At 36.3% G+C, this 22,239-nt stretch carries 17 protein-coding genes; 8 read left to right on the forward strand and 9 right to left on the reverse strand.

Going from position 1 to position 22,239, the window contains the following annotated elements:
• Positions 1-49 precede the first annotated feature (49 nt).
• The 4 genes from BFM98_RS17935 to asnB all read right to left on the reverse strand — a co-directional run bounded on the left by BFM98_RS17935 (position 50) and on the right by asnB (position 6,185).
• Complete coding sequence (locus tag BFM98_RS17935) at positions 50-1,567, reverse strand: GGDEF domain-containing protein (RefSeq protein ID WP_048393479.1); 1,518 nt, start codon at positions 1,565-1,567, stop codon at positions 50-52.
• Positions 1,568-1,734: 167 nt separating this feature from the next.
• The gene (locus BFM98_RS17940; protein WP_066038079.1) at positions 1,735-2,448 is read right to left on the reverse strand and encodes a pseudouridine synthase; all 714 of its coding nucleotides are present in this window, start codon (positions 2,446-2,448) and stop codon (positions 1,735-1,737) included.
• Between the two features lie 10 nt (positions 2,449-2,458).
• Positions 2,459-4,072: a putative polysaccharide biosynthesis protein gene (locus BFM98_RS17945; protein ID WP_081011001.1), complete on the reverse strand. Its 1,614-nt coding sequence runs from the start codon at positions 4,070-4,072 to the stop codon at positions 2,459-2,461.
• Between the two features lie 262 nt (positions 4,073-4,334).
• Positions 4,335-6,185, reverse strand: a complete 1,851-nt coding sequence (gene asnB, locus BFM98_RS17950; protein ID WP_048393475.1) for an asparagine synthase (glutamine-hydrolyzing) — start codon at positions 6,183-6,185, stop codon at positions 4,335-4,337.
• Positions 6,186-6,472: 287 nt separating this feature from the next.
• Between asnB and BFM98_RS17955 the strand changes: the two genes are divergently transcribed.
• Positions 6,473-7,723 carry a BaiN/RdsA family NAD(P)/FAD-dependent oxidoreductase gene (locus tag BFM98_RS17955; RefSeq protein ID WP_048393473.1) on the forward strand — a complete coding sequence of 417 codons (1,251 nt, stop codon included), beginning with the start codon at positions 6,473-6,475 and terminating at the stop codon, positions 7,721-7,723.
• A 41-nt stretch (positions 7,724-7,764) separates the two neighbouring features.
• On the opposite strand, the gene BFM98_RS17960 is transcribed toward BFM98_RS17955, so the two are convergent.
• Both BFM98_RS17960 and BFM98_RS17965 read right to left on the reverse strand, forming a co-directional pair.
• Positions 7,765-8,457: an AIM24 family protein gene (locus BFM98_RS17960; protein WP_036118779.1), complete on the reverse strand. Its 693-nt coding sequence runs from the start codon at positions 8,455-8,457 to the stop codon at positions 7,765-7,767.
• A 268-nt stretch (positions 8,458-8,725) separates the two neighbouring features.
• The gene (locus tag BFM98_RS17965) at positions 8,726-9,994 is read right to left on the reverse strand and encodes an L-lactate MFS transporter (protein ID WP_004226054.1); all 1,269 of its coding nucleotides are present in this window, start codon (positions 9,992-9,994) and stop codon (positions 8,726-8,728) included.
• Positions 9,995-10,825: 831 nt separating this feature from the next.
• Here BFM98_RS17965 and BFM98_RS17970 point away from each other — a divergent pair.
• The 7 genes from BFM98_RS17970 to BFM98_RS18000 all read left to right on the forward strand — a co-directional run bounded on the left by BFM98_RS17970 (position 10,826) and on the right by BFM98_RS18000 (position 18,694).
• Positions 10,826-12,397 (forward strand): ATP-binding protein, encoded by a 1,572-nt coding sequence (locus BFM98_RS17970; protein ID WP_254660059.1) that lies wholly within the window; start codon positions 10,826-10,828, stop codon positions 12,395-12,397.
• A complete protein-coding gene (locus BFM98_RS17975) occupies positions 12,394-13,062 on the forward strand; it encodes a response regulator (protein WP_066038081.1) in 669 nt (222 codons plus the stop codon). Before BFM98_RS17970 ends, BFM98_RS17975 begins: the two co-directional genes overlap by 4 nt.
• Positions 13,063-13,342: 280 nt before the next feature.
• The gene (locus BFM98_RS17980; RefSeq protein WP_066038082.1) at positions 13,343-14,377 is read left to right on the forward strand and encodes a DctP family TRAP transporter solute-binding subunit; all 1,035 of its coding nucleotides are present in this window, start codon (positions 13,343-13,345) and stop codon (positions 14,375-14,377) included.
• Positions 14,378-14,434: 57 nt separating this feature from the next.
• A complete protein-coding gene (locus BFM98_RS17985; protein WP_066038083.1) occupies positions 14,435-15,481 on the forward strand; it encodes a DctP family TRAP transporter solute-binding subunit in 1,047 nt (348 codons plus the stop codon).
• 245 nt (positions 15,482-15,726) lie between these two features.
• Positions 15,727-16,224: a TRAP transporter small permease gene (locus BFM98_RS17990; protein ID WP_048391136.1), complete on the forward strand. Its 498-nt coding sequence runs from the start codon at positions 15,727-15,729 to the stop codon at positions 16,222-16,224.
• Positions 16,205-17,473, forward strand: coding sequence for a TRAP transporter large permease (locus tag BFM98_RS17995; RefSeq protein WP_048391134.1), 1,269 nt, complete (start codon positions 16,205-16,207; stop codon positions 17,471-17,473). The genes BFM98_RS17990 and BFM98_RS17995 overlap by 20 nt, the downstream gene beginning before the upstream one ends.
• A 9-nt stretch (positions 17,474-17,482) precedes the next feature.
• Positions 17,483-18,694, forward strand: a complete 1,212-nt coding sequence (locus BFM98_RS18000) for an MFS transporter (protein WP_066038084.1) — start codon at positions 17,483-17,485, stop codon at positions 18,692-18,694.
• 15 nt (positions 18,695-18,709) lie between these two features.
• Here the strand turns inward: BFM98_RS18000 and BFM98_RS18005 are convergent, their stop codons facing one another.
• The 3 genes from BFM98_RS18005 to BFM98_RS18015 form a co-directional block, all read right to left on the reverse strand.
• Positions 18,710-19,615, reverse strand: a complete 906-nt coding sequence (locus BFM98_RS18005) for a DMT family transporter (protein ID WP_066038085.1) — start codon at positions 19,613-19,615, stop codon at positions 18,710-18,712.
• 157 nt (positions 19,616-19,772) lie between these two features.
• The gene (locus BFM98_RS18010; RefSeq protein ID WP_066038086.1) at positions 19,773-20,984 is read right to left on the reverse strand and encodes an amidohydrolase; all 1,212 of its coding nucleotides are present in this window, start codon (positions 20,982-20,984) and stop codon (positions 19,773-19,775) included.
• Positions 20,981-22,231, reverse strand: coding sequence for an amidohydrolase family protein (locus tag BFM98_RS18015; RefSeq protein WP_066038087.1), 1,251 nt, complete (start codon positions 22,229-22,231; stop codon positions 20,981-20,983). Before BFM98_RS18015 ends, BFM98_RS18010 begins: the two co-directional genes overlap by 4 nt.
• Positions 22,232-22,239: the final 8 nt, after the last annotated feature.

Genomic DNA, 22,239 nt, shown 5'->3' on the forward strand with positions numbered 1-22,239 from the left:
CATTTGGGGAGCAGTTCATAATTATGCTATCGATAGAATGGGGCGTTTTTTAACTAATATAATCCTCGTCAGCAGCGACCTCTGCAAAACTAGAATATTGATCCTTACCAGCATTTTTGGATTGATAAAGCGCTTTATCGGCCCGTTCAAATAAGCTCATTTCTGTATCCTCAGCATGATTATAAATGGCTCCGCCCATGCTCACAGACAACACAGACCATTTCTCGCTAGCTTGGCCATCATATCTAACTGACCTTATTTGAGTCAAAATGTCCTCTGCTATGTGCTGCATCTGTTCCTCTGTTGTATCGTATAAAACAATGGCAAATTCATCCCCACCGAAGCGTACAACAAAGCCACTTTGTTTCACAACATGCTTTAAAATTTTCGCTGTTTCAATGAGGATATGATCTCCTTCTACATGACCAAATTGATCGTTTACTTGTTTAAAGTTATCTAAATCAATTAACAATAAACCTGGCACATTCAATTTTCTTTTTCTTAATAAATTATCAATTTTCCTAATATATGTAGCACGGTTAAAGACACCAGTTAACGGATCGAAGGTAGCTAGGTGTATTGTTTTAGATAAAATTTTATTAATAACTAACAGCATAATAAAGGATGTTAGTAGGGCAATAGACAGTAGAATCCAAAATTGTTTCGTATTTTTTTGGAGAGCTTCCATTTTAGTGAAATTGATAAATTTCACATAGACAATTCTTTTGGATGACTCCCCTCTCACTGTCTCTGCTTCATAGGGCAGAAAACGATGTGTTTCTATATACCCATTGTCTAAAGCCTTTTCATACTCAACTGGCTCCATTGTTTTCTTTGCTAGCTCGAAGTATTCTTGAAATTTCTTAGATTGCTCCTGTACAGTGATTCTCTTTGATCTTGAATCATTAAAGAAAACGCCACCTGCATTAATAGCTTGCACATCCACTAAATCAATATACTTACCTATTAAGTACTGTGCAGTTTTCTCAAAATTAAAGGTTTGGAAGACAGGATCATTTAGTAGGTCTATACCTAACTCGAGCAAATATTTCTTATCATGTGTTGCCAGATAGCCAAATTTCCGATATTCACCTGTTGATGTTGAAATATCGAGTCCATCTGTAAAAAATTCGCCACTAGCGCGCCGTTCATCTAATAAAGCAGAAAAACGTTGACAGCAAAGCGAGAAATTCAAGCCAATATCTTTGGCAAAAGTTGTGTAAACTACTGTATTTGATTGATCCACTATGTAAATATCCATACCATGTTTCTTTTTCATTTGCTGCAAATCCCAAGTAGCTACATTAGGGTTTTCATGGTAATAGTTTTTTAGCTGTCTAAGCTCCTGTTCCATTTTGTCTGAAATATTATTATCAAAATAAAAATGGGCATCATCGACAGTTTGCATATCTGTCAAAATATGATTTTCAATTAATATTTTATTCATGCTCACTTGCTTTTCTATCTCTGTTACCAGTATTTGTCGGTTCACATATGAAATAACAGCAACAAGTATGACTGCAAATGCTATTAGAGATAGTAATAATTTAATACGCAGGTTCTTCATTTAATTGTCCTCTACTTATTTTATACCATCGTCTTTTGGGGAATATTTCAAAATATGATACATTCTATGACTATATCACAATAACTCATTTCATATTATACAGTTACAGTCATATTACTGTATATAAAAATCCCCGATGCTATGTGAGGCATCGAGGAATAATATGTTTAATGATTGTTTTGTAGACCGTTTAGCTCTTTAGCAGTGAGCTCACGATATTCACCTAACGCTAGATTTTCATCTAATTTCAGGCTTCCCATGGAAATACGCTTTAAATATGTTACACGTTTTCCTACAGCCTCAAACATTCGCTTTACCTGATGAAACTTGCCTTCTTGAATCGTTAGCTCTATTTCAGATTGCTGTGCAGACTTTAAGATCACAAGCTTTCCAGGTTTTGTAACATAGCCATCATCTAGCTCAACACCATTTGCAAATTTCTCGGCATCTTCTTCTGTCACAACGCCTTCAATCTGTGCGTAATAAACTTTTGGCACATGCTTTTTGGGAGACAATAAATTATGAGCTAATTGACCATCGTTTGTTAATAAGAGCAACCCTTCTGTGTCTTTATCTAATCGACCAACAGGAAACGGTTGAAAATGCTGGTGTAATGGCTCTAATAAATCAATGACTGTTTCATCTCTTAAATCTTCAGTGGCAGAAATAACACCAGGCGGTTTATTCATTATAAAATAAACAAATTCTGTATAAACAACGCGCTCTCCAAACACTGATACAATTTGCTTTTCTGGGTCTACGTGTAAAGCTGCATCCTTGACATAATCACCGTCTACTGTGACAGCTTTTTGCTTTAATAGCTGCTTCACTTCCTTACGAGAGCCGTACCCCATATTTGCTAGTAATTTATCTAAACGCATCGTTCCACTCCTATTTCAATCCCAGTTTACTCATAATACGGGTTAATCGTTCACCTAATAGCTTTTGGGCTAAACCTAGGCGTAATGATAAAAAGCCATAAACAGCCGCACCAACACCCGCACAAATAATTGAGAATAGTAATGCTGAGAATTTACTATCAACTGGTCCCATTAGTAATTCCAATAATTTATGCACAATCAGCACGCTAATGGCCATCGCCATTGTCAATAAAGCAATTAGCATGACACGACGCACAACCATTTCTGATCGATAATTCAACGTTTTTCGTAACACAAGCATATTAATGATAATCGAAACACTGTAGCCAATAGCTGTAGCTACTATAGCACCATCAGCCTCTAACCAGCGAATTAAAGGAATATTTAATGCTAGCTTTACGAAAATTCCAGATAATAAGCTAAAAACAATCCACTTTTGAAAATCAATTCCTTGAAGTAAGGCTGCTGTGACTTGGAATAACGCAAATAAAATCGCAACAGGTGCATAATGCGCTAAAATGGTTGCTCCCATTTCGCTTTCTGAATAAAGCATAAAATAAATTTCATTGGCTAATAGAGAAATACCAACCACAGCTGGCAATGTAATAAAGATTAAAATTTGATAGGTTTTATCCATTGCATGGCGGAGCGCTAAATACTCCCCCTGTGTAAAATATTTTGTAATTGTTGGTACAAGCGCCATCGAAAATCCAGTCGCTAGCATAACAGGGATGATAACAACTTTATGTGTCATAAAGTTAATCATCGATAAATAAGTATCTGTTACTTCTGCTAAACCAATGGACGTCATCGCTCCATTAAACGTAAGCATGTCGACTAATTGGAACAACGGATTCGCCACCCCTACAAACACCATTGGGATGGAATAGGTAATCACTTCTTTATAAATATTGGACATTGGTAGCTGTGTGGAAGTCACACTTTGGCTACGTAATAAGTTAAATTCAGGCTGATATTTTTTCCAGTAATAATAAAGAACACCTAATCCACCGATTGCCCCGATAAATGCAGCAAACACAGCAAAGGAGATGGCTGTCTCTGGTTTTCCTTTAAACACAATCACCACTAGGAACGACCCACCAAGTAACACAACAATCCGCACAATTTGTTCCACCAATTGTGAAACGGCAGTTGGCTCCATTTTGTCGTAGCCTTGGAAGAAGCCCCGCCATAGACTCATAAATGGCACTACGATTAAGGCAAAACTAACCCATCGTATTACTGAAGCAATTTGTTCAACTGTAAAGACCTGTTCCTCACTCTTAATAACTAGCCCTGCAATTGGCGTAGCAAGTAGAAAGAGGGCAATAAATGCTGCAAAGCCAGTCATCATCATAATAAGAATGCCAGATTTCATCAGCTTGCGCCCCGATTGATAATCTCCCATTGCATTATATTTGGATACAAATTTAGAGACGGCTATTGGCGCACCTGAAATGGCGATTGCCAGCATAATTGAATAGGGAATATATGCATATTGGTAAAGCGCAATGTTCTTCTCGCCAACAATTGCATAAAACGGAAAAATATAAATTAATCCGAGTACCTTCGATAAAAACATCCCCATTGTTAATATCGCAGTACCTTTCATTAAATTGGACATCATACCCATCCATTCATTGTAAAATCAATATTATTATCGTAACACTTCAAAGCATACTTATAAAACTTTTTCGTTTTAAAACAAACGATATGCAAGCGCTGTCACTCTAAAAGCAATAAAGTAAACCAACTGTAATCTTAACATATTTATAGGAAATGAGACGCATAAAAACACCAAAAAGTTCATTCATAAAGAAACTTGATGAAAAAAGGCCTTAAAATAATCGGTGAGGAATTGAACATCCCCACCGATTAGGTATTTCTTATACCATGTCCACAAAGAACTTTTTGTACCATACTAGGAATACATAAACTGTCCAAATATAACGACCGCGATTTGCTTTCCCTTCGTAGTGCTCATCTAGATAGCCAACTAATTGTTTTGTATCAAAAAATTCATTTGCAAAGTCAGTTGTAAACATTTCTTTTACCATACTGTAATACTTTTCTTCACGTAACCAGTGACGAATTGGCACTGGGAATCCAAGCTTCGGACGCTTTGCCCATTCTTCTGGCAATTCCTGATGCGCAGCTTGACGTAGAACATATTTTGTATCGATATCATTCACACGGTATCTTGAAGGAATATTTTTCGCTAACTCCATTACTTCTTTATCTAAAAATGGTACACGTAATTCAATTGAGTGTGCCATACTCATTTTATCTGCCTTTAATAAAATATCACCAGGCATCCAAAGATTTAGATCTAGATACTGCATTTTTGTCACATCATCATCGCCAGGTACTTCATCATAAATACGTTTTGTAATCGATTTTACAGATGGCGCATTTTTATAAGCTGGCTTTAAAACATTAATAGCATCCACTTCATCCCAAACTACCGCTTCCCCAATAAAACGCTCTTCTACTGTTTGAGCACCTTTAATAAGGAAATTCGTGTATTGATTTTTCGGTAGGGCTTCTGCCATTCCACGTAATGTTTTACGAAGACCTAATGGTAATTTTTCGTATTTTTGCATTCTTCCTGAGTTTTGATACCAAGCATACCCACCAAAAATTTCATCAGCACCTTCACCTGATAAGACAACCGTTACATCTTTTGAAGCAAGCTCCGAAAGGAAGTAAAGTGGCACTGAAGATGGATTGGATTGTGGTTCATCCATATGCCATTGAATTTTAGGTAGCGCTTCAAAGCACTCATCTGCGGTAATGTATCTACGTTCATTTTGAATATTCAAAGTATCTGATAAATCTTTTGCAAGATTTGTCTCATTGAACATATCTTCATAGTCCGCAAAACCGACTGAGAAGGATTTATCTGGGCGTAATAAAGACGTAATATAACTAGAGTCAATACCACCCGATAAGAATGAACCAACTTTTACATCACTGATTTGATGAGCCTCTACAGATTCTTTAACAGTTGAACGAATTTCTTCAATATATTTTTCGATTGGTGCTTCTTTTGCATGGAATTTTTTATCCCAATATTGCACGATTTGCTTTTGTCCATTTTGAATCAGCATATAGTGTGCTGGTGGTAATTTAAAGACACCTTTAAAGAATGTTTCATCCATAGATGAATACTGGAATGTTAAATAGGGGCGAAGTGCCTGTTTATTTAACTCTTTAATAAATGATGGGTGTGGTAAAAATGATTTAATCTCAGAGCCAAAAATAAACGTACCGTCTGTTGTATGCTCAGAGTAATACAATGGTTTGATTCCAAAGCCATCGCGCGCAATGAACTGTAAATCATTCTTTTTATCCCAAATACAGAAGGCAAACATCCCACGCAGTTTCTTCACAAAATCTACGCCATATTCTACATAGCCATAAATAATAACTTCACTATCTGATTGTGTTTTAAACGTATGACCTTTTTCAATTAAATCTGCACGCAGCTCTTGGAAGTTAAAAATCTCTCCATTAAATACAAGCACGATATTGCCGTCTTCACTATATAATGGTTGATTCGCTACGTCTGATAAGTCAATAATACTTAATCGACGGAAACCTAACGTTACTTTATCGTCACTATGAATACCGCCGCTATCCGGTCCGCGGTGAATAATTGTATTCATCATATTTTCTATCGTCTGATGATGATCAATCACATTTGTTCCATTAATATAACCTATAAATCCGCACATTCTATTTTTCACCTCATAATTTAGTGCATAACCTTTACCATAATAGCACGAAAAGACATTCATTTCATGCTGACAATGCTAATAAAGGAAAACTTTCATTCATCCAATTGTATAACAAAGAATATTGTGTTTCATTCTACTGTATAAGCTCTTCATCCCAAAAGAAGAGATAAAGAATTATAAAACACTTTTCTATTATTTTCAATGTCAAAGAAAGTCCCTCTCTATATAGACTTCATGTATAATAGGAAAGATTCCTAATTTGAACAGAAAGTGAGTTTCTAACTATGTATGATGTAATCGTGATTGGTGGTGGCCCATCTGGTTTAATGGCGGCGATTGCTGCTGGAGAGCGCAAAAAGAAGGTGTTATTGTTAGAAAAAGGCACAAAACTAGGCAAGAAATTGGCCATTTCTGGCGGAGGACGCTGTAATGTTACAAATCGTTTGCCTGTTGAAGAAATTGTGAAACATATACCCGGTAATGGCCGTTTTCTCTATAGTCCATTTACCGTTTATAATAATGAAGATATAATTGCATTTTTTGAAGGGCTTGGTGTCGCCCTAAAGGAAGAGGACCACGGTAGAATGTTCCCTGTATCCAATCGCGCACAAGATGTCGTTGATGCGCTGATTAGACAGCTACAACGTCTTCATATTGAAGTTCGTTTACACACAGCTGTCAGTAAGCTTCTAATGGATGAAGATAAAATTTTGGGTGTACGTCTTGCTGATGGCACCGAAGTCCGTAGTCAAGCAGTCGTAGTAGCTGTTGGGGGCAAGGCGGTTCCACAAACAGGCTCAACAGGTGATGGCTATCCTTGGGCTGAACGTGCGGGTCATACAATCACTACCTTATTCCCAACAGAAGTCCCTGTTATTTCAAAAGAAGATTTTATTCAAGCACGTGAACTACAAGGACTAGCATTGCGTGATGTTGCTGTCTCCGTGCTAAATAAAAAAGGCAAGACACTCGTCACCCATCAAATGGATATGCTCTTTACCCATTTTGGTTTAAGTGGTCCTGCTATTTTGCGTTGTAGTCAATTCGTTGTGAAAGAATTAATGAAAACAGGCTATGAGCCCGTGACAATGCGTATTCAAACACTGGTACATTATAATGAAGAAACATGTCTACAATATTTAAATAAATTAATAAAAGAAGATCCGAAAAAGGCTGTGAAAAATGTTTGGAAAGGCATAGCACCTGAACGATGGCTCTTGTTCTTATGTGAGCGAGCACATATTGATGTTCAATTGACGGGCGCTGAATTATCCCAAGAGAAAATTCGTCAACTAGCACGTTTACTAGTAAACTTCACGTTAACAGTGAGTGGCACACAGTCACTTGATAAGGCGTTTGTAACAGGTGGCGGTGTCTCTGTAAAAGAAATCGAGCCAAAAACAATGGCCTCAAAGAAAAAAGAAGGACTGTTCTTTTGTGGAGAAATTCTTGATATTCATGGCTATACAGGCGGCTATAACATCACTTCAGCCCTCGTAACGGGACGTATTGCAGGAATGCATGCGGCATTATAATAGGAGAAAAAGCGTGTCCGTGGAACAACGGACACGCTTTTTTAGCTTTCACTAGACATATAAACTTCTTCAAATGGTTGGATAATGACAAAGCCCTCACCAGAAAACGCCATCTGGATGGATTCTCCACTGCCTCGGCCGATAAATGTACGGAAGCTAATATCTGTTTTAAATTCAGGTGTTAAGTTGCCTGACCATGCAACAGTAGCATGCGGATCAGTATATACTGTTTCACCTGGTTTCACTAATAATGTCAGTGGTTCAAAATGAGTTGTAATCGCAACCTTCCCTGTTCCTTGAAGGGTTACATTAAATAAACCACCTGACATGATGCCAGCCATTTTACGCATCAAACGTATATCCCATTCGATGCTAGGCTCAAAGGCAAGTAAATCATTGCCATTGACACAAATACTGTCGTTTTTCAAATCAAAAACAGTTACTTTCTTTCCTTGATCCGCTAAGTAGAGTCTGCCCTTTCCGCTAGCTTTCATCAATTGCGTACCTTCACCCGTTAAAGCCTTTTTAAACATTTTGCCAAGACCATGCTCCAAGACGCGCTCACGTTCAAATTTAATATCACCTGTATAGGAAATCATAGCGCCCATTTTTGACCACACTTCACCGTTTAGATTAACCTCTAATACACGTTCAGTTTCCAATTCAAAATAATCATTCTCATTATCGTCCTGCTGTGTTTTATGAACAAATTCATCTAAAGAAAATTTCCCCATGATTGATCCCTCCCTAATTACTTTATATACGTTGTTCTTTGAGAAAAGATTCAATTTTTAATAGTTTGTTCCTCATCGTGCATTTCGTTACAAAATTTCTCTTTTAATTACGAAATCACTTTATTTCCAGTAATGTTATTGACTTCAGACATGCACTGTTATACATTAAACAAAGAAATTACAATTGTTATATAACAAACACTTCAAAAAATAACTATATAAGTGCCATCCACGAAATGACACCTATATAGTAAATTGAAAGTTCATATTATTGTGTAGCAGATACATCTCCAACATTTTGCGCTGCTTTTAAAGCTGTTTGCTTACGTACATCTGCACGTAACGTTAAGGAAATAATCAACGAAGCTGCGATTAAACCTGCGAATACATAGAATACAGGAATATAGCTTCCATACGCATTTTTGATTGCACTTACTAACAATGGTCCAAAAACTCCACCCAATGACCACGTTGTTAATAAATAACCATGAATCACACCGAGTTGCTTTGTGCCAAATAAATCACTTGCAAATGCAGGTAGATTTGAGAACCCACCACCATAGCAACTAACAACTAAGAAGATAAGTGCTTGGAAAATAATTACGTTAGTTGTATGTGGTAAAACGATAAATGTGATTAGCTGTGCAGTAAAGAAAATAACGAAAACGTTAGAACGACCGATATAATCAGACACAGCGGCCCAGATTAAACGACCACCACCATTAAATAACCCCATAATTCCTACCATTGCGGCAGCACCTGCTACTGATAGACCGACAATTTCCTGTGCCATTGGTGAAGCAACAGAAATCATCATAATCCCTGCTGTTACATTAACTAAATGCATGGACCAAAGCATCCAGAAGTGCTTTGTTTTAACAGCTTCTCGTGCTGACATAACAGCTAAATCTTTCTTAACTACGTCCTTACCATTATTGGCAGCTGCTTTCATATTAGCAGGCATATAACCTGGCTTAGGTGGTGCTATATATGAAGCCCCTAAAATCATTAACGTGAAGTAACTTGCCCCTAGAATAAAGTATGTTGTAGAAATGCCAACTGCCTCCATTAAGTTGGCTGCGACTGGTGCTGTAATAAGTGCACCCGATCCAAAACCAAGTACGGCCATACCTGTTGCTAGACCACGACGGTCTGGGAACCATTTTACAAGTGTTGATACAGGTGCAATATAGCCAATCCCCATTCCTAATCCACTAAGAACACCATATGTTAACCAATACATAACAACAGAATCCATTGAAATGGCTACACCAGCACCAGCTTGTCCTGCTCCAAATAAGACAGCTGCTACCATCGCCGATTTACGTGGTCCCATTTTTTCTACTAAACTACCAAATAATGCAGCTGAGAAACCAGCTAATCCCATCATAATGGTAAAGGCAATCGTTACCTTTGTTTCACTCCATCCCATTTCTGTGACAATCGGTAGCTTGTATACACTGTATGCATAGGCTCCACCGATTGAAAGGTGAATAGCGATTGCAGATAATGCAATTAACCATCTATTTTTATTCATAAATTCTCATTTCTCCCCTCTTTTGCTACCTGTGAAAATTCTATGAACGTCCATGTAAAACAATTTACCACTTAGAATTATTCAAATGCAAGATGTTTTTCTAAAAAATATTATTTCTCCAAAAAGTTTTTCATTCTTTTCTTAAAAATTAAAACCAAACAAATCTTACAGCCTCTAAGAAAAATGAAGTTTTACAAACTAAAAAATCCGCATATACTAGATTTTATTATTTTTCTACTCTACTTTATCGTTATATATTAATTATTCTTAAATAATTATTTTTGTGTATATATTCACATACTGTTTATGAATAAAATCTTAATTAGAATATCAATTCTATTATTTATCTACAGAAAGAACGTTTTCTTTAGTTTATTTACGCTAGAATTTTTAAGAACAGAAGAGAAATTCGAAACTATTTTCTACAAGATTTTCACTTTTATATGTATGAATAAAAAGCTGATTCCCGTCTTTTATTTCCATATTTTTTATTTTATTTAAAAAATCAACAATACAATCAATGTATATTTCAAATTATTTATTGAAAGTGAAATATTTTTTATTATTCAAATATATATATTAGAGTGCAATTTTCTGGCATATGTACGCCACTACAACAATATAAATCATATTTATCATTTGTTTTGTTATACTACACAATAAAAAAAATACTCTTCAACAAATCTTGTATTACAACAGCTTTGTTATTTATGGTAATTTAGTATAAACTAAGAATTTTTAGCAGGTTTTAAGGTAAACATGCTTATTTTGTAGAATTGGGGTGATGAATGTATAAAAGAAAGCTAATAGCTATCGCTCTTTTATATGTCTATGAAAAATATATCTTTACGTCTAAAAATGTTTATTTTTTCATTTATTATTGTCCTTTTTTCTATAGCAACAAGTGGTGCTATCATGATCCATAACCTTTCGGGTGCATTTGAGAAAGAATTTGGAGCACGAGCCATTGCTATTGCGAGAACCGTTTCACAACTGACAGATGTACAAAATAATGTTGGGAAACCGAATGGATTTGAAGTTATTCAACCCATTGCAGAGAGAATTCGTTTAACAACTGATGTTGATTATATCGTGATTATTGATATGAAGAAAATCCGCTATTCTCACCCTTCTGAGAGCAAACTTGGCACAGTTTTTGAGGGTGGAGACGAAATAGAAGCTTTTTCACAGCATGAATACATATCAAAAGCTCAGGGAGTGCTTGGCTATTCCATCCGTGCATTCGTTCCTATAATGAATGAAGAAGGTACACAACAAGTTGGTGTTATTACAGTTGGGTTACTCACCCCAAAATGGTACAACCTACTAGATGAATATCAATTTGATATATTGATTTCTCTTTTTTGGGGACTAGCTATTGGATTAGGTGGTTCAGTCTGGGTGGCTAATCACCTAAAGCGTCAAACATTTAATTTAGAGCCATACGAAATCGCTCGCTTAGTGGAAGAGCGATCTGGCATTATACAGGCAATGGATATTGGTATATTAGCAACCGACGAAAGAGGTAATGTATCATTTATTAACCGCCTCGCAAGGCAATATACTCATTTCTTTGAACAGAGTATTTCTCGCAAAGAATTATTTAATGGGACATGGCTTGCGGAAGACATTTTACAGCAGCATGAAATATATAGACCTCTACTTATACATGACCAGATGTATTTAGTACGCACCTTCCCTATTCGAATTTTAGATCAAAATGCCGGATATCTTATAATGTTAACGGATCGTAAAGAGGCAAATATGTTAGCTGAAGAATTAACAGGGATTAAAATGCTTGTGGATTCCTTACGAGCTCAACAACATGAATATATGAACCGTTTACATAGTATTGCAGGATTAATTCAACTAGATCGTAATGATGAAGCTCTGAGTCTTATTATTGATGAAATTACGGATGAAGAGGAAATTATACAAATTTTACATGATAAAATACTTGATTACTCGATTCAAGGTTTACTACTTGGGAAGTACTCGCGAGCAAAAGAACTCGGCGTGGAACTGACCATTGATGATGATTCAAAGCTAGCCGATATTATGAGCGGTTTTTCTAGTGGTGATTTGGTAACTATAATTGGAAATTTGCTTGATAACGCGATGGAAGCATGCTTTGAATGTACGTATAAAGATGTACGATTAACGTTAATTGGCGATAAGCATTATCTATATATAGAAGTACAGGATAGTGGCTTGGGGATAATAGGTTTACCGCAACGAATTTTCGAATATGGTTTTACTACCAAACAAAAGGAAGGACATGGTATTGGCCTTGCACTTGTTAAACAAATTGTAGAATCTAATAACGGAAATATACAAGTTGAATCAACGGTCAATATCGGTACAAATATTACTATTGAGGTAGGGGTGATAGAAGAACAATGAGCAAACTTTCAGTTTTTATTGTAGAAGATGATCCAATGGTGCTTGAAATAAATAAAGGTTTTTTAAATAAAATGATTGGTTTTCAGCTTGTAGGCGAATCTATCACTGGTCGTGATGCTTACGAAAAAATTAAAGTGAAAAAACCAGATTTAATTTTACTAGACATGTTTTTACCAGATATGACCGGTATGGATTTATTTTTAAAACTCCGTTCAGAAAGGATTCCCTCAGATATTATTCTGATAACTGCTGCGCGAGATGCACCGACTGTTCAAGAGGCTTTACGATTTGGTGCAAGCGATTATCTCATTAAGCCCTTTCGCTTCGAACGTTTTGAAAAAGCTTTACAGCAATATAAAAATAGCTCTAAATTGTTTACTAATTGCACAGCCTTCAATCAAGAGGATATTGATAGTTGGCTAGGTATACAACAAGAGTCAAATGAATTACCTAAAGGCTTAAACAATTTAACGATGAAACAAATATTAGATTATTTAACAACATATCGAGTAGCTATAACCTCCGAGCAGCTGGCTCAAAATGTTGGAATGGCAAGGGTCACAGTTAGGAAATATTTAGATTTTTTAGCAACTAAAGGAACCGTTAGCATTGAACTACAATATGGAACAGTTGGACGACCAACGAAATATTATTCCATAAAATAGTTAAGCATAAATAGTTATAAAAATAAAAACTCATATAGAATCTGCTATTTTTCTTATTATGCATAGGTTTATGATGCTTTACTATGCACATTAATAAAAGAAAAGTAAGCAGATTCTTTTTTCTCTAGCAATTATCTTGTATTATAACAATTTATCAATATAACTAATTGTTATATACCATAAATACCAAAATGTTCATTATAACCATAATATTGAATATTTATTCGTATAAAATACAATAGAAAGCGTTCACATCTTATACAGTTAGGAGTGAATTAACATGTGGCGTAACCCTATAAAAGTACTTTTCTTAAACTTATGTTTTTTAACCATCCTCATAGGTTGTCAACAGCAGACCTATCCAACTGACAATGAGCAATTAAGTCATGAAGAACAAATTGTCATTCGCTTTTCACATGTTGTTGGTGAAAACACCCCTAAAGGAATGGCAGCAATTAAATTTGCAGAGCTTATTAAGGAACGAAGTAATGGTCATGTAGAAATTCAAGTTTTCCCGAATGGTGTACTGTACAAGGATGGTGAGGAGATGAATGCTCTTTTAAGAGGAGATATTCAGATGATTGCCCCTGCCATTTCAAAAATTACTACGTTTGTACCCGAATGGTCTGTCATGGATTTACCTTATGCATTTAAAAATGCACAAGAAGTTCATACATATGTTGAAAGCGAAGTTGGACAATCATTAATGAAGAGATTAAATAAACACAATCTAATCTCGATGGGCGTATGGGATAGTGGCTTTAAACAGTTAAGTAATAGTATTCGTCCCATCCAAAACTTAACTGATCTACAAGGTTTACGCATGAGAATAATGCCAAGTGATATTTTAGCAGAGCAATTTTCCATTGCCGGTGCCTATCCTAGACGAATTGATTTTAATACGGTCTTCCATCAACTACAAAAAGGCAATGTTGATGGGCAAGAAAATACGCTCACTAATATTACAAGCAAAAATCTACATTCACTTCAAGATTACTTAACTATTAGTAATCATGGTTATCTAGGCTATTTGTTATTAATGAATAATGAATTTTGGAATTCCCTCCCTAAAAATGTACAGGAGCTTTTGATTGATACTCTTGAGGAAGTACAAAAATGGGAGTGGCAACAAGCAGAGAATTTAAGTACGGAAAGACTTCAGGAAATGGAAGCATGTCAATGCATACAAATTCATTATTTAACGGAGGAAGAAATAGAGGATTGGGAGAACGCCTTTAAACCTGTATACGACTATTATGCAGAAAATTATGGTTTTAAATATATTGAGGCACTTCCTAAAAATCAATTTCATTAACTAGGGTTTAAAAGGTTGCCCTTTTAACTATAAATATAAATTTTAGGGGGATATAGAATGAAAAAATGGCTTTTCATGTCATTCATGGCTTTGCTTTTACTAGTACTTGCGGCTTGTGGTGGCGACAAAAAAGAAGCAGCTTCTGCTCCAGCAGCTGAGGGAGATGGTGGCTACACCAAAGAAAAACCTCTTGTTATTAAATTCTCTCATGTAACTTCAATTGATAGTGTTAAAGGTAAAGCAGCTGAGGCATTTGCAAAACTAGTGGATGAAAAAACAGAAGGTAAAGTGAACGTTGAGGTTTATCCATCCTCACAACTATATGGAGATAATGATGAATTAGATGCCTTAGTATCAGGAAATGTGCATATGATTGCGCCTTCTGTAACGAAAATGGTAAAAATCGATCCTCGTTGGCAATATGTTGATATGCCATACCTTTTTGAAAATCAAGAGCATGCTCGTAAGTTCTTTAATTCAGATGTTGCAAAACTGATTCTAGAATCTGACCAACTAGCAGCTAACGATATTAAAGGTCTCGTGTTCTGGGAAAATGGCTTTAAACACTTTTCCAATAACAAACATCCACTTGTGACAGTGGACGATTTTAAAGGACTAAAATTCAGAGCACAAGCAGGTAAAGTTTTAGAATCGCAGTTTAAAGCTTTGAATGCTGGTTCTGCGACCATTGCATTTGGTGAAACGTACGCTGCCTTACAACAAGGAACAGTAGATGGACAAGAAAACACATTTAATAACTTTGATACTCAAAAATATCAAGAAGTTCAAAAATACTTCTCCGTATCTGAACATGGTCGTCTAGACTATGCTATCTTTGTAAACAAAACATTCTGGGAAAAAATACCTTCAGAGCTATTGACAGCAGTTGAAGAATCATTAAATGAGGCAACAACGTTAGCTTGGGATTTAGCTGCGGAAGAAAACGAAAAATCATTCGAAAACATTAAAAACTCTGGTATTGAAGTCCTTGAGCTATCAGATGCTGAAAAAGAAGCCATCAAAAAACAACTGGAACCAGTTTATGAAGAGTTTACTGATGTTATCACAGAAGAACTAATTAATGGTATTCGTGATTTAAAATAAACATGGTTCTTAAAAAAACTTACTATTCCAACAATTAGTTGATGTAAGGAATAGGAAATCGCAACAATTTCTTGGGTATTCTTTGTTAGGAAGTTGCCCGTAGTAGTGAGTTATCGTCAATATCAATAATTTTATTAGTATATCGCTTACTTACAAACGGGTGCTAAGAAGCTCACTTCAAACAGCAACATTTACAGTGGGAATAAAAGCATCCGTTTTTAACTTTAAATAAAGGAGGCTACAACATGAAGGCCGTTTATAAAATATGGGGCTACTTAGAAGAAATTCTTGCTGGAATTTTTTTCGTAGCAGGTGTCGTGCTCATTTTTTATGGGGTTATTATGCGCTACATATTTAATGAACCACAAGCATGGGTAGAGGAATTAGCACGCTATTCTATAATTTGGGGTACATTTTTGGGGTTTGGCTTAGCTCTTCGCCACAATCAGCATATACAGGTGGATATTCTATATGACAAATTAAAGCCATCGAAAAAACGTCTATTAGATTTAGTAGCAACAGGCTTGAGCATCGCCTTTTGCTTAATTTACACGTACTATGGTTTTGTTTTAGTGGAAAATCGCTATACATCTGGTATGGTTTCACTTGATATCGGGATTCCAATGTGGATTGTATATTTAGTCCTACCTCTTTCAGGTATTTTATTTTTACTAAGATTCGTAGAACGATTAGTTAATATTCTACGAGGAAAGGATGAAGAATATGCTAATCCTCTTACTTAGTTTCTTTTTGCTATTATTTCTACGAGTACCTGTTGCTATTAGCTTAGCACTATCAACAATTCTAGTGTTCTTCCAAATAGATTTTAATATGAATATGATTCCACAGCGCATTTTCACTGCATTAGATTCCTTCCCTATGATGGCCATCCCAGGATTCGTGCTGGCTGGCGTATTAATGGCGCGCGGTGGGATATCCAAATATTTAATTGAAGCTTTACGTGCATGGATTGGTCACCTGCCAGGTGGTCTTGCAGTTGTTACAATTGTTGCCTGTGCTATTTTTGCCGCTATTTCAGGCTCTTCACCTGCCACAGCAGCAGCAATCGGCTCTATTATGATCCCAGCAATGATTTCAGCAGGCTATAAAAAACGTTATTCCATGGGACTTGTGGCAGCAGGTGGTACATTAGGAATTTTAATACCACCGAGTGTTCCACTAATTATTTATGGTATCACCTCGGAGCAATCAATTGGTGAGTTATTTATGGCTGGGGTTCTTCCTGGATTAGCTTTAACAGGAATTTTAATTATTGCTGCTATCGTTTATGCGAAACGCAATGGATTTAATGGAGATCAACCAGCTTCTTGGGAAGAACGTGGGCGTAAATCTTTAAAAGCCATTTGGGGAGCATTTTTACCTTTTTTAATTTTAGGAACAATCTATTCAGGAGTTGTGACACCAACTGAATCAGCGGTGATAGCTGTTTTCTATGGTCTTATTGTATCCTTGTTTATCTATCGTGAAATGAAGCTAAAGGATTTCCGCGAAGTATTAGTAGAATCTATTAATATTACCGCTATGATTTTCTTAATAATAGGTGCCGCTTCGTTATTTGGACTCTATTTAACAAATGCACAAGTACCACAGCAAGTGGGTGCATGGATTGCAGAAAGTGATTTAAATAAGTGGATTTTTATGATAGTTGTCAATATTTTGTTCTTTATCATGGGTATGTTCTTAGAAGCCGTCTCCATTATTCTAATTACTTTACCAATTTTATTACCAATCCTTGCACACTTCGATATAAATTTAATCCACTTTGCCATTATTATGACGATTAATATGGAATTAGGAATGATCACTCCACCAGTTGGATTGAATCTCTTCGTGGTTAGCGGTATTGCAAAAGAAAAACTTGGGGAAGTGGTAAAAGGCGTTATACCGTTTATCATTTTAATGATTATCTTCTTAGCACTTGTTGTCTTAATCCCACAACTTTCTCTCTGGTTACCAGAGCAAATGAAATAAGGTTTTAAGATGGGCATAAATACAAAGGGTTATTCAATAAGAGATCGCTCTTTTTGGACAATTGTCATTAGTTTGGGCGGGGCTTCTGTTTTTGTCTTTGCAGCAATGTATTCTGTTCAGCCCCTGCTCCCCTTCTTTACAGAGCAATTTCATATTTCTGTATCCGTTGCAAGTCTATCCGTATCTATGACTACTCTATCAGTAATTCTTGGATTAATCGTGCTAGGTTTTTTATCAGATCGTTATGGAAGAGTTTTGTTCATTCATTTATCCATAGTTTTTACTGTCATACCTTTTTTTTCCATGACACTAACTGATTCTTTTTCTACTATTATTTTATTACGCTTTATTCAGGGCTTTGCTATTGCAGGTGTACCTGCAGCAGCACTTGCCTATCTTAGCGAAGAAATTGATCAACAGTCAATGGGCTTTGCCACTGCATTGTATATTTCTTGTAATGCACTAGGCGGAACAATTGGTAGACTCATGATGGGGTATGTCACTGAATATTTTTCATGGAAAATGGCATTTGTTTCATTAGCCATTATGGGGTGCATCGTTATGGTAATTGTCTGGTGGATGCTACCTAAATCCAAAAATTTTTCGGTACAACAGCGTACGATTCAACAGGATTTACAAGGCTTTTGGTTTCATTTGAAAAACCCTCAATTATTGATGCTTTTTGGATTAGGAGTTATTTTACAATTATCCTTTACTGGAGTTTGGTCATTTATTCCCTATTACTTAACAGCGCCTCCTTTTTTATTATCTTTACAAAGCATTTCTTTTATTTTTTTAGCGTATGGTTTAGGTATTATTGGTTCGCCTATTGCTAATTCACTTGCAGGAAAAGTAGGATTACATACCATTCGAACATTTGGTGTTTGTTTATTAACTGTGGGAATACTTTTTACATTAAGCAAGTCACTTTTCATTATTGTAATTGGACTTTGTCTAGCATGTTTAGGTTTTTTTACTGCTCATGCATTAACTTCCTCATTGGTAAGTCGGCTAGCTCTTTATCAAAAAGGAAGCGCCTCTAGTCTATATTTGGTCGCTTATTACCTTGGGGTGGCCTCTGGAAGTACAATACTAAGCCCTGTTTGGTCATTATTTCAGTGGCATGGTATCGTAATCATTACTGCTTTTCTGCCAATAACATACCTATTTATTTTAAATTCGCTACAGAAACAGCAAAAAAGAGATGTACTCAAAAAATGAGCATCTCTTTTTTTGCTAATTCATTGTTTTTTTTACAAGGACAATTGCTTTAATTTCTTTATAATAAATACACAACAAAATTCCTACTAAAATTAATAAAGAGCCATATATTTGAACACTTGTAGGGAATTGTTTTAAAAATACAGCACTCAATAGCATGGCTATAGCTGGCTCAAAGTTTAACAACAACGACGCATTTGTTGAGCCGACCTCCTTCATTTTTTGATTCCACATTAAATTGCTTACCCCATGAATAATAATCGCTGATAAGATGAGCAAAAACCAGTAGGGTATTGCAACTTGCCAATTCATCTGCGGCAAAATAGTAAATGAAAACGGCACAAGCACCAGTAAACCTATTAAATTTGTATAGAACGTAATCGACTGGGCTGACATTTTCAGACTAAGATGATTGACAATAATGAGGAACAAAGCAAAGCTTAGCATTGTAATTAAGCTCAGCACCTCACCCTTACCGATTGAAATGGTGATAAGTGCCCCTTTTGTAATGATGAGGCCAACACCAACAAATGAAAGTATTGCACCTAGCCAAAATATGCCGTTACGTGATTCATGACAGATCATTTTATTCAGCAGAGATGTGACAATCGGTGCACAGGCTAATATTAAAGCCGCAGTGATAGGAGAAGTGTGCTGGAGACTAGCATAAAAGCTATAGTGATTAATGGAAACGCCCAGTATTCCTGCAAGGATCAATAACAATAAATCATTTCTTGTAAATGTTGTTCGGTAGATTGCTTTCCAACTAATCCCCCCTAAAAAGAGAACAATGACAATCAATCTAAAAATGGCAACCGTTAAAGGATCCCAATGTTCAATTAAAATAGAGCCAATAATGAAGTTACTGGCCCAAAAAAATACACAGCTAAATAAAATCATATAGATTGTTAGTTGTTTCATATTTTATCGCACCCGCAAATAAAGAGATTTCTACATAAGTAATGGCAAATCTACTTCCCTTTCCTTTATTCATCTTTTCTATTAAAACATAAGTATAGCAAACTAGAAAATTTCTAGTTTGCTATGTTATCTAAATAAGGGGGATTTAGATTTATGCTTAATTGATAAACTTTCCTTTAGACATAACCACTCGGTTGGATGGTTTACGTGCAATAACTTCCGCGCTTGATACTGCGTCAAAGAATACAAAACTTGCTTCGTCCTTCACATTCGGCCAAACCTTCTGACCATTTGCATCTAATGGCGTGACACCACTTGTAATATATTTTAATGTTTGTCGAATAGAGCGTTCATCAAGTTTACGAGAAATATCTGCAAAAGTAGTCGCTTTTTCTAAAATATCTCCTGAGCCATTAGGGCTCCAAGAATCATAAAAGCCGTCACAACCAAAATGGACATCCACGCCGTGCTCTGTTAGTAATTCAATCGGTGGAATTAATCGCCGCAAATCAAATGGCACCGTTGACATTATTTTTACTTGTTGTTGTGCTAAACGATCTGCAATTTTATGTTGCTCCATGATTGATACATCACCAAGTGAAAAGGCATGACTTATTGCCGTTCTCCCCTGATATTTGGCATCCTCCACCATGTCTATCCATTTATCGATTGTATAATACCCAACATGTCCACCATCATGTAAATGAATATCGACATCAACATTAAATTCCTGTGCAATATCCATCACTTCATAAAGAGAAGGCTCGATCGAGTTATCGATGCCAGCTGGATCTAGGCCGCCAATCATCGTCGCTCCATTGCGTAAAGCTTCACGCAATAATTTAGGGACATCATCTCTTAGTAGACCATGCTGTGGAAAGGCAATGACTTCGGATGTCACGACATCTTTATAATCGTCCAATGCCGCTAGTACACCTTCTAAATTTTTTAATCCAATGTATGGATCGATATTGACATGTGTACGAATATGATTCGCACCATTCTTAAGGATTTTTTCAATCATTGCAGTCGCACGTTGTTTACCTGTTGTAGCAAGAACGGATAACTCTTGTGCTTCACGATCAAGTCGTTCCTTTAAATTCTTTACGGGCACACAAGCCTTCCACGGTAAAGATAAGTATGTTTTATCTAAATGATTATGCATTTCCTTAAAGGCAGGTAATAGCAGCTTCCCTTTCATATCTGTGACTTCGTTTTGAGAATCGATTGCGTCTGTTGCGGGTACAATTTGCGAAATGAAGCCATCTGTAATTTCAAGGTGAAAAAGCTCCACTTTCGTTCCAACTGTATCATTTTCCTTTAGATATTCTCCTGTTTCAAGTAGAACATTTGTAAGCCAGTGCTTCATCTGAATTCTCCTTTCAACTCTCCTACATCCTGTTGGTGAATCATTTTGCCTTGTGAAATGACCGTAGTAATTGGGCATCTTCTTGCTATCACATGGGCAGTGCTCACGCCATCCACTAACAGCATATTCGCTTTATCACCAACTTGTGGCCAAACACGTTCTCCTACATCATTCAATGGTGTGATACCACCAGAGGCGTATTTCCAAGCTCGACTTAATGAATATTCATCAATAAAACGGAATCTCTCCGCCATGACATTTAATTTCATAATCGTATTACCAGTACCATATGGTGACCAATGATCTGTTAAGCTATCATGTCCCACAGATACCTTTACACCATTGTTATAAAGATAAGGAATTGGTATTGTCGAACGGTTCAAATCGATTGGTACAGTTGTTGTTACATCCATTTGTACCTCAGCCATGGCTTGAACTAAATTTTCTAAACGTGACTGTTCTAAATCAGCAAGTGCCATCGCATGGCTAATTGTGACTTGACCTTCTTTTTTCGCCTGTTTCGTTAACTCAATCAGTTTATAAAATTCAAATTCGCCTAGCGTGTTCGCTGTGTGAATATGAATATCGATCCCTGCATTATAGTCTTGTGCAATACCCATCGTTGTTTGCAATGACTTTTCGATATTGCGATCTACAATGGATGGGTCAACGCCTCCAACAAGCGTTGCTCCCATCGCCATTGCCTCACGGATTAGTCCCTCTACATTGGAGCGTAATAAGCCATGCTGTGGAAAGGCTACAATATCATAGGTGATTTGATCTTGATAGTTTGCTAAAACCTGTTTTGTAATTTCAATATGCTTTGTCCCAATTTGTGGGTCAACATTACAATGTGAACGAATATGTGTGTGTCCTTGGGAAATGAGCCACTTCACCATTTCCTCAGCTCGATAAGCAGCTGTCGGCAATTGTTTAGGTAGTAGTGTTCTTTCTTCTTCAATGCGTGTTAAAATCCCTTTAGTAATGGGTCTTGGTGCCTGCCATTCTCCGCCGAAATACGTTTTATCAATATGAATATGCATTTCTCGGAATGAAGGGACTAATAGTTGCTGTTGTGCATCTATTACTTCTACATCTTCATCAGCCACTATATCCTTATCTACTTGTTGAACATGTCCATCTTCGATTAGAACATCATAAATACCTGTACGAGTAGCAACAATGTGTTCATTTTCGCGCTCATATGCTTCTTCTAATCTCACATTTTTCAGCAATAGTTTACTCATAGTTTCCT

The sequence above is a fragment of the Lysinibacillus sp. AR18-8 genome (genome assembly GCF_001705465.1).
GTDB lineage: Bacteria > Bacillota > Bacilli > Bacillales_A > Planococcaceae > Lysinibacillus > Lysinibacillus capsici.

What these genes read in the sequence shown, in the direction of transcription:
- BFM98_RS17970 (WP_254660059.1), top strand. Translation starts at nt 10,826, where the DNA reads ATGAAAAATATATCTTTACGTCTAAAAATGTTTATTTTTTCATTTATT.
- BFM98_RS17995 (WP_048391134.1), top strand. Translation starts at nt 16,205, where the DNA reads ATGCTAATCCTCTTACTTAGTTTCTTTTTGCTATTATTTCTACGAGTA.
- BFM98_RS18010 (WP_066038086.1), bottom strand. Translation starts at nt 20,984, where the DNA reads ATGAAGCACTGGCTTACAAATGTTCTACTTGAAACAGGAGAATATCTA.
- BFM98_RS18000 (WP_066038084.1), top strand. Translation starts at nt 17,483, where the DNA reads ATGGGCATAAATACAAAGGGTTATTCAATAAGAGATCGCTCTTTTTGG.
- BFM98_RS17945 (WP_081011001.1), bottom strand. Translation starts at nt 4,072, where the DNA reads ATGTCCAATTTAATGAAAGGTACTGCGATATTAACAATGGGGATGTTT.
- BFM98_RS17975 (WP_066038081.1), top strand. Translation starts at nt 12,394, where the DNA reads ATGAGCAAACTTTCAGTTTTTATTGTAGAAGATGATCCAATGGTGCTT.
- BFM98_RS17965 (WP_004226054.1), bottom strand. Translation starts at nt 9,994, where the DNA reads ATGAATAAAAATAGATGGTTAATTGCATTATCTGCAATCGCTATTCAC.
- BFM98_RS17990 (WP_048391136.1), top strand. Translation starts at nt 15,727, where the DNA reads ATGAAGGCCGTTTATAAAATATGGGGCTACTTAGAAGAAATTCTTGCT.
- asnB (WP_048393475.1), bottom strand. Translation starts at nt 6,185, where the DNA reads ATGTGCGGATTTATAGGTTATATTAATGGAACAAATGTGATTGATCAT.
- BFM98_RS18005 (WP_066038085.1), bottom strand. Translation starts at nt 19,615, where the DNA reads ATGAAACAACTAACAATCTATATGATTTTATTTAGCTGTGTATTTTTT.
- BFM98_RS18015 (WP_066038087.1), bottom strand. Translation starts at nt 22,231, where the DNA reads ATGAGTAAACTATTGCTGAAAAATGTGAGATTAGAAGAAGCATATGAG.
- BFM98_RS17980 (WP_066038082.1), top strand. Translation starts at nt 13,343, where the DNA reads ATGTGGCGTAACCCTATAAAAGTACTTTTCTTAAACTTATGTTTTTTA.
- BFM98_RS17955 (WP_048393473.1), top strand. Translation starts at nt 6,473, where the DNA reads ATGTATGATGTAATCGTGATTGGTGGTGGCCCATCTGGTTTAATGGCG.
- BFM98_RS17935 (WP_048393479.1), bottom strand. Translation starts at nt 1,567, where the DNA reads ATGAAGAACCTGCGTATTAAATTATTACTATCTCTAATAGCATTTGCA.
- BFM98_RS17940 (WP_066038079.1), bottom strand. Translation starts at nt 2,448, where the DNA reads ATGCGTTTAGATAAATTACTAGCAAATATGGGGTACGGCTCTCGTAAG.
- BFM98_RS17985 (WP_066038083.1), top strand. Translation starts at nt 14,435, where the DNA reads ATGAAAAAATGGCTTTTCATGTCATTCATGGCTTTGCTTTTACTAGTA.
- BFM98_RS17960 (WP_036118779.1), bottom strand. Translation starts at nt 8,457, where the DNA reads ATGGGGAAATTTTCTTTAGATGAATTTGTTCATAAAACACAGCAGGAC.